This is a genomic window from Pseudomonadota bacterium (genome assembly GCA_039815145.1).
Lineage (GTDB): Bacteria > Pseudomonadota > Gammaproteobacteria > Steroidobacterales > JBCBZW01 > JBCBZW01.
Genome location: JBCBZW010000233.1, coordinates 1 through 4350, shown reverse-complemented (window position 1 = coordinate 4350; position 4350 = coordinate 1). Strand labels below are relative to the sequence as shown.

At 65.8% G+C, this 4350-nt stretch carries 6 protein-coding genes; 1 reads left to right on the top strand and 5 read right to left on the bottom strand.

From position 1 onward, the window contains the following. Positions 1–928 (top strand): LysR family transcriptional regulator (locus AAF184_24930; protein MEO0425603.1); only part of this gene is annotated, 928 nt, incomplete at its 5' end. 2 nt (positions 929–930) lie between these two features. Here AAF184_24930 and AAF184_24925 read toward each other — a convergent pair. The 5 genes from AAF184_24925 to AAF184_24905 form a co-directional block, all read right to left on the bottom strand. Beyond that, complete coding sequence (locus AAF184_24925) at positions 931–1545, bottom strand: ECF-type sigma factor (GenBank protein MEO0425602.1); 615 nt, start codon at positions 1543–1545, stop codon at positions 931–933. Between the two features lie 149 nt (positions 1546–1694). After that, complete coding sequence (def, locus tag AAF184_24920) at positions 1695–2207, bottom strand: peptide deformylase (GenBank protein ID MEO0425601.1); 513 nt, start codon at positions 2205–2207, stop codon at positions 1695–1697. 12 nt (positions 2208–2219) lie between these two features. After that, a complete protein-coding gene (locus tag AAF184_24915; GenBank protein MEO0425600.1) occupies positions 2220–3662 on the bottom strand; it encodes a PucC family protein in 1443 nt (480 codons plus the stop codon). Positions 3663–3746: 84 nt separating this feature from the next. Beyond that, entirely contained in the window at positions 3747–3899 is a 153-nt protein-coding gene (locus tag AAF184_24910) for a light-harvesting protein (protein MEO0425599.1), read from the bottom strand. A gap of 12 nt (positions 3900–3911) precedes the next feature. After that, positions 3912–4067, bottom strand: coding sequence for a light-harvesting protein (locus tag AAF184_24905; protein MEO0425598.1), 156 nt, complete (start codon positions 4065–4067; stop codon positions 3912–3914). Positions 4068–4350: the final 283 nt, after the last annotated feature.

Below are 4350 nucleotides of genomic sequence, written 5' to 3'. Positions count from 1 at the left end.
TTGCAATTCTGCAAGGCATGTCTACGCGATGAACTGGAACGACATACCGATCGCCCTGGCGGTGGCCAAACACGGCTCGCTGTCAGGCGCTGCGCAGGCACTCGGGAAGAACCATTCCACCGTGTTTCGTCGCCTCGCCGCCCTCGAGCAGGACCTCGGCGTACGCCTCTTCGACCGCCTGCCGACGGGCTACACCGCCACCGCCACCGGCAGCGAACTTCTGGCCCACGCCGAGCGCGCGGCGGATGCCGTGGACGATCTCGCCCGCGCCGCCCTGGGACGAGACGATCGGCCCGCCGGCGACGTGCGCCTGACCACCAACGGCAACCTGGCCGCCGATCACGTGGCGCCGATCCTGGCACGCCTCGCCACCACCCACCCCGACCTGCGCGTCGAGGTGATCGTGAGCGACTCCGAATACGACCTCACCCGTCGCGAGGCCGATCTGGCCCTGCGGGCCACTCGCGCGCCGCCGGAACATCTGGTGGGGCGTAAGGTGGGCGACTACCAGTGGCACGTGGTGGGCACGGAGGCGTACTTCGCTCAGCAGGGCAGGCCTCACCGGCTGGAGGACCTAGACACCCACCGCTTCATAGGCCCGGCACCCGCCCTTGCCGGGCTTCCCGCCCTGCGCTGGTTGACCGAGCACATCGGACGGGATCAGGTCGCCACGAGTGCTAACAGTTTTACCAGCATGGCCGCGATGGCTAAGGCAGGGTTGGGGCTGGCAGTATTGCCTAGCGACCAGGTCGATCCCGCCCTGCAGCGGGTGCTGCGCGTGCCCTTGCGCCCCGCCCAGTGCGGGGCCCTATGGCTACTCAACCATCCTGATCTGAGAGAGGTGGCGCGCATCCGGGCGGTGTCCGATGCGCTCTACAACGACCTGCGTGCGCACCCCATGTTCGCCCCTCCGCCGGCAGCGGGCTAACGCTATCCTTCGCCTTCGGCCGCCCCGCCGCGCTTGAACTGGCGCAGCAACCAGGCCCTGGCCACGGCCCAGTCTCGCTTGACCGTGCTCTGGGAGATATCGAGCGCCTCAGCGATCTCCACCACGTCCAACCCGCCGAAGACACGGCACTCTACGATCTGCTCCTGGCGCGGGCTCAGGGCACGCAGTTGGGAGAGCGCGTCGTCCAACTCGATGATCTGCTCCAGCGCTTCACCCATGGCCAGCTCCTTGTCATCGAGGAGCGTGAAGTGCACGTCGCCACCGCGCTTCTGCCGCGAGCGCGAGCGGGCGTGATCGACGATGATTCGGCGCATCGCCTGAGCGGCTGCACCGAAGAAGTAGGATCTTCCGCGCGAGGAGACGCGCGTGTCATCCACCAGCTTGAGGTACGCGTCGTGCACCAGGCCTGTGGTGCACAGTGAGTAGCGCTCCTGTTCCCGTCCCAGCTGACGGCTGGCGATGGCGCGCAGTTCCTCGTAGACGAGCGGCAGCACGGCCTCCATGCGCTTGGAACCGCTGCCGTCACCGGCGACCAACAACTCTGTTAATGCCCCGCGTTCGCCGCCGGCGCGCGGCGCATCCGCATTCCCGGCCATGGTCCTTGCCTCTCGCGGATCAGCGTCGATGGCTCCGATCCTACGCCCAAGGCAGTTACACCCTCAAGCAGCGCCGAGGCGCACCTGTCCAGAGGGCGAACAGCCCAGCGGTGGATTGGGTGTGAGTTCGGCAGGCGGGCCAGGAAGCGCTAGGCGGCCTTGCCCTGCTTGGCGGCGCGCAGGGCAGCCGTGCCACGCATGTAGAGACGGTGCAGCAGCGATACCCTATCGATGAACAGACGGCCGGCGAGATGATCCATCTCATGCTGCAAGCAGACCGCGTGCATGCCCTCAAGCTCGCGCTCGAAGACGTTGCCGGCAAGGTCTTGGGCCCGAACGCGCACGGCGGTGACCCGCGGCACGACCCCTTCGAGACCGGGCAGCGACAGGCAGCTCTCCTCCACCATGCAACGCTGGCCCGTGAGCTGCACCTGGGGATTGATGTAGATCTCAGGCGTGTTGCGCTCCTCGCTGAGATCCATCACCAGCAGCTGTATAGAGCGACCTACCTGCGGCGCCGAAAGCCCGATGCCAGGAGTGCTGTGGAGGGTTTCGATGAGGTCCGACGCGAGCGTCGCCAGCTCGCCGTCGAAGCGCTCCACGGGCTCCGCCACCGCCCGCAGACGTGGATCCGGCTCTTCGAGAATCGTCAGGCAGGCCACCCCAGCTCCCTCCTACGCCAACTCCGCGCTTGCGGAGCCGAGCGCTGAGTCATCTTTCTGGCGAAGCTGGCGCTTGCGCAAGAGCGGCCAGATGGCCACCAGCGTCACGACCAGCAACGTGATCTCCAGCGCGTAGACCGCGTGGTAGCCAAGGGCTACGCCCCCGCCATCCACGCCACCGAACAGTCCGGTGACCACGTCTCGTATCGCCCCGCTGAACGCGACGGCCAGCCCCGCCGCGGTCGCCTGCACCGCTCCCCAGGCACCGATCGCGAGGCCGGCCTGCTTGGCCGGGGCACGCGACATGGTGGCCGTGAGCGTTGCATGGCCGAACAGCGCACCGCCGAATCCGATCAGGAAGTTGCCGAGCAGGAACAGCGGCGGCACTTGCAGTGGCGCGGCAGCGATGACCAAGGCAAAGGCCGGCAGGCCGACGAGGGAGCCTAGCAATGCTGCTCGGTAGGGGTCTTGGTGGCGACGGCCGAGGCTGTAGGAGGCGTAGGCAAAGCCGAGCAGTCCGCCGAAGGCAAGGATCGCGGTGAGACGCGTCGTCGCACTCACGGACAGGGCCAGCACCTGCCCGCCGAAGGGCTCGAGGAGAATGTCGGCCATGCCGAAGGCCATGGTGCCGAGGCCGACGACGGCCAGGCGCCGGGTGGTGCGCTCGCCTTCACAGAACCGGGCCCAGGACTCGCTGAAGCTCGGGTCTTGGCGCGCGGCCTCACGGGTCTGCTGCGTCGTCAAGCGGGCCTCTTGCTTCCACATGGCGATGCCGTTGAGCAGCATGGTCACCACGGCGGCCCCCTGGATGACCTGTACCAGTCGTCCAGGATTGAAATCACTGAGTGCCCACCCGAACACCAGGGCGCTGCCCATCATGCCGAGCAGCAACATCACGTACATGAGGCCCACCACCTTCGGATGGGACTCGGGGGGTGTCAGGTCGGTCGCGAGGGCGAGGCCTGCGGTCTGGACCGTGTGCGCGCCAGCGCCCACCAGCAGGAACGCAACCGCCGCCGACAACTGCCCCAGCCACGCGGGCGCGTCCGCGGCACCGCCCTTGCCTGCCAACACCAGCAAGGCGAAGGGCATCACGGCAAAACCGCCCCATTGCAGCAACGTCCCCTTCCAGATGAAGGGCACACGGCGCCAGCCGAGCTCGCAGCGATGGGTATCGGAGCGGAAGCCGATGAAGGCGCGGAAAGGGGCGAAAACTAGGGGCAAGGCGATCATCAACCCGACCAGGGAGGCGGGGACGCCAAGCTCTACGATCATGACCCGATTGAGCGTGCCGACGAGCAGCACCAGCGCCATACCCACCGACACCTGGAAAAGTGAGAGGCGCAGTAGGCGGGAAAGTGGGAGGTCGGGAGTGGCGACGTCGGCGAAGGGCATGAACATGGGACCGAGCTCGGCCCACATGGCCACCAGTCTACTGCCCTCCTGTTTTGCCATCGTCTTCCTGACCCGTTTCCTTAGCTAGGAGGGGGTCGGGGAACTCCCCGACCCCTGACACTCACTAAGCGATCAGCACCTCTATTAGGCGCCGCCGCCGTTGAAGAACGCAGCCACCCAAGGGGTGTTGTTCATGATGGCGTGGTGCACGACCAGCGACACGGTGATGACGCCGCCGAGCAGCAGGGGCAACCCGATGGTCGGGTTGACGACGGTCCACATTCTGCCGTTGTTCATGGATCGTTCTCCTTATGAGCCCAGCCACGGCGAGTAAACCGCCGCGAGGATGTGGGCAAAGATAGAAATGGTCATGAACACACGCGTGCCATCGATGACCTGCTTATGCAGTTCTTCCGACTGCCGTATGGTGAGGCCAGTCGGGCCGACCCACTCTGAATCGCTCATTGCAATTAGCTCCCGATATCAAGATAGCTAGGCGAACTCTCGACGACGCCATCCGAGACGTCATCCTCACTTCGCGCTGCCCTGGAGCCAGATCTGCCGCCTCGCGAACACACCCCACCCGAGCACCGCGTATCTCCACTTCCTAAGGTGGAGACCTAACCGAAGACCCCCAAAAGAGAAATCGGTCCTGTGAAGCTACAAATGGGCCAGAGGCATGTCAACGCTAGTTGACGCACTATATGACAATTATTGCTGACGGTCCAAGGAAGTGACGGGCGAGCCC